Genomic DNA, 3,339 nt, shown 5'->3' with positions numbered 1-3,339 from the left:
CCCGCCTCCGCAAGAAGCCGCCAGCACCAGTCCCGCCAACGCCAATCCTATTATATAGCCTGTATTTTTCTTCATATTCCTATCTGTAATTATATTTTCAACGGTGGTCCATCTTCTTCGAAAGGATATCGCCGGTATATTGAATACAGAATACCAGGATGACCAACAGCAGCAATACGATGTTCATTACCAGCATATCATAGCCCACATACCCGTACTGATAGCCGATTTGCCCCAATCCGCCGGCACCGACGGCTCCTCCCATAGCCGAATAACCGACCAACATGATCAGGGTAATTGTCGCGCCATTGACCAACGAAGGCAACGCTTCCGGCAAGAGTACCTTCCGGATGATCTGGAAAAGAGAAGCTCCCATCGCCCGGGACGCTTCGATCAATCCGCCGGGTACTTCCAGCAGGCTGTTTTCCACCATCCGCGCAATGAACGGGGCCACCCCCACACTGAGCGGCACCAGGGCCGCAAAGACGCCGATAGAAGTGCCGACCACCGCCCGCGTAAAGGGAATCATCCACACAATCAGGATAATGAACGGGATAGCGCGGAAGAAGTTGACCAAAAGGGACAAGACCTCGTTCACCCCCCGGTTTTCCTTGATCTGCCCTTTGCGCGTAATAAAAAGCGTCACTCCCAACGGCAGTCCCATGAGGAAACCGAAAAAGCCGGAGACAAAAGTCATAAAGAGCGTTTCCAGCGTGCCTGCCCATAAGAGCCCGATCATCGATTCAGACATAACCCAACACCTCCACTTTTATATTTTTACTTTTGAAATAGTCTACCGCTTTATGTTCATTCTCCACCTCGCCAATCAGTTCGATCAGCATGACTCCGAATTTCACTCCTCCCACATAAGCCATCTGCGCACAGACGATATTGCTCTTGACGGCATACAGCCTCATGACTTCCGAAAGAGCGGAGTTGGCCATGGATTGCCCTGAAATCTCAAGCGTAATCAACAGATGCCGTCCCCCGGAAGGTTCCGCCGTCAGCCGTTCCCGGTAATCGAACGGTACCTGTATATGGATGGAAGAAGCGATGAAACGATGCGTCAGCTCATGTTTGGGATGAGAGAAGATCCCCGCAATCGTGCCCTGCTCGATCAACCGTCCGCCGCTGAGGATAGCTACTTCGTCGCAAATCTCTTTCACGACTTCCATTTCATGCGTGATCAGCAGGATCGTAATCCCGAACTTCCGGTTGATTTCCTTGAGCAACGTCAGGATGGAGCGGGTCGTCCCCGGATCCAATGCACTGGTGGCTTCGTCACAAAGCAAGACCTTCGGATTATTGGCCAACGTACGCGCAATAGCCACCCGCTGCTTCTGTCCGCCGGAAAGTTTCGAAGGATAATCGTCTGCTTTCCCATCCAGCCCGACCAGTTCCAACAGTTCCTCCACCCGGCACCTGATTTCCACCGGAGGCGTGGCGTTCAATTCCAGAGGGAAAGCCACATTCCCGGCGACCGTACGGGAAGACAGGAGATTGAAATGCTGGAAGATCATCCCGATATTTTGCCTCGCCTTGGCCAGTTGCGACGGCGAAAGCTCCAGCAGGTTTTGCCCGTCTACCCGGACTTCCCCCCTCGTAGGCCGCTCGAGCAGGTTCACACAGCGGATCAACGTGCTTTTACCCGCCCCGGATTCACCGATAATCCCCATGATTTTCCCCGCGGGTACCACCAGCGAAACATCCGAAAGCGCTTCCGTCACCCGGCCTCCCTGTTGGAAAGTTTTGGAAAGATGTTTTAGTTCGATCATGTCTTTTTGCTAAAGCTACCTATGACTGACAAAATTATATTTTTTTTGCAGAAATACCTCCTCCGGGCATCAATTCTTTGGTTCCGCCTAACCTTTCCCACCGGTGATTTGTTTTATTATAAACAGGGTTCCCGGTGAATCCGCAAAATCAAAAAAAATGGAAAGAGAAATCATACACTTACCGGAAAAAAATCGTTTTGAATACCAGGAGAATGACCGGATTGCTTTCGTAGAGTACGTCCAAACAGCCGAATCTCTGGATATCAAACATACGTTCGTCCCCAACTTTCTGGAAGGGCAGGGAATCGCTTCCGCCCTCGTCAAGGCGGCCTATGACTATGCGCTTACCAACGGCCTAAAACCGAAAGCCACTTGCTCGTATGCCGTCACTTGGCTGCAACGGCATCCGGAGTATCAGAAAGAATGACACTTATGGACGGATGACGGAAGAATCAGATGAATCGGGTGATTCATCATTGATCTTCACGATCTTATCCACCACATACCGGGAGTATCCCCGCCAGGGAAGAGCGGCGAAATACTCCTTATAGTGCAGCTCAACGGTCTTGCCGCCCGCCAGCATCAGTTGCTCGGCTATTGTTTTGTCCTCAATGGAAAACTCGAATTCGTTCGACTGGACCCCTCCCGGCTTATTCGACCAGACACCGGACTGGATCAGCTTCCCTTCATACGTCTTGAAGATGATTCCTTTATAGACAACGTAATTTAATTGCCCGGCCTTCACTCCTTCGCCATACGGATAGTAATAGCGAACCGCTCCGAAGGCCAACAAGGCCAGGATCACGACGACAAGGGTCCAGTTGAGAAACTTTTTAACCCCCGCCTTGACAGCTCCTTTTTTCTCTGTTGTTTTATCCATATCCCTTTCCTTTTTATGTTTGAATACAAAGGTAATTTTTTTGGAATCAATACAAAAGAAGAAGCCTGTCCGATGCAGGATAAATTGGAAGAATCCAATAAAAAATCTAATTTTGCAGCAGTTATGCTGATCAATGCGAAAGAAATAACCGTACCCGTTCAGCCGAACCAGAAAGTGAATTACGATTCGGTACTGAAAGAGATGATGAAGAGTTGGGAAGCGGAAGCAACGCGCCCCCGGCTGTTGATCCACAGTTGCTGTGCCCCGTGCAGCACCTATGTACTGGAGCGCCTTTCCCGCCAAGCCGATATCACTATCTATTTTGCCAATCCGAACATTCATCCGAAAGAAGAATATCTCTACCGCAGCAAAGTCCAGAAGCAATTTATCGAGGATTTCAACCGCCAAACCGGCAGCCAGGTGCAATTCCTTGAAGAAGAGTACTGTCCGCAAGAATTTTTCCAACGCACGATGGCGGAAAAAGATGCACCCGAAGGGGGGCGGCGTTGCGCCATTTGCTATCAGATGCGGTTGGACAAAGCCGCGCGGAAGGCGCAGGAACTCGGCTTCGATTACTTCGCCAGCGCCCTGACCCTAAGCCCGATGAAGAACAGCCAAAAGATCAACGAGCTCGGCCTGGAGATACAGGAGGTCTTTGCCGTGAAATACCTTCCCTCCGATTTC

The 3,339-nt window shown here is 50.6% G+C and carries 5 protein-coding genes; 2 read left to right on the top strand and 3 right to left on the bottom strand.

What is annotated here, in order from left to right; genetic code table 11:
* Positions 1-97 precede the first annotated feature (97 nt).
* Together metI and metN are read right to left on the bottom strand one after the other, a co-directional pair.
* Positions 98-751 carry a methionine ABC transporter permease MetI gene (gene metI / locus BQ8014_RS03340; RefSeq protein WP_080903123.1) on the bottom strand — a complete coding sequence of 218 codons (654 nt, stop codon included), beginning with the start codon at positions 749-751 and terminating at the stop codon, positions 98-100.
* On the bottom strand, positions 744-1,775 hold the full coding sequence (gene metN, locus BQ8014_RS03335) for a methionine ABC transporter ATP-binding protein MetN (protein ID WP_080903122.1): 1,032 nt from the start codon (positions 1,773-1,775) through the stop codon (positions 744-746). Before metN ends, metI begins: the two co-directional genes overlap by 8 nt.
* Before the next feature lie 157 nt (positions 1,776-1,932).
* Between metN and BQ8014_RS03330 the strand changes: the two genes are divergently transcribed.
* On the top strand, positions 1,933-2,202 hold the full coding sequence (locus BQ8014_RS03330) for a GNAT family N-acetyltransferase (RefSeq protein ID WP_080905786.1): 270 nt from the start codon (positions 1,933-1,935) through the stop codon (positions 2,200-2,202).
* A 3-nt stretch (positions 2,203-2,205) separates the two neighbouring features.
* Here the strand turns inward: BQ8014_RS03330 and BQ8014_RS03325 are convergent, their stop codons facing one another.
* Positions 2,206-2,655, bottom strand: coding sequence for a hypothetical protein (locus tag BQ8014_RS03325; RefSeq protein WP_080903121.1), 450 nt, complete (start codon positions 2,653-2,655; stop codon positions 2,206-2,208).
* Positions 2,656-2,670: 15 nt separating this feature from the next.
* Between BQ8014_RS03325 and BQ8014_RS03320 the strand changes: the two genes are divergently transcribed.
* A partial coding sequence (locus BQ8014_RS03320) for an epoxyqueuosine reductase QueH (protein ID WP_200814336.1) occupies positions 2,671-3,339 on the top strand: 669 nt, incomplete at its 3' end.

The sequence above is a fragment of the Parabacteroides sp. Marseille-P3160 genome, assembly GCF_900162725.1.
Taxonomy (GTDB): domain Bacteria; phylum Bacteroidota; class Bacteroidia; order Bacteroidales; family Tannerellaceae; genus Marseille-P3160.
Note: the sequence above shows the minus strand (reverse complement) of the source record. Positions and strands in the feature narration are given on the sequence as shown.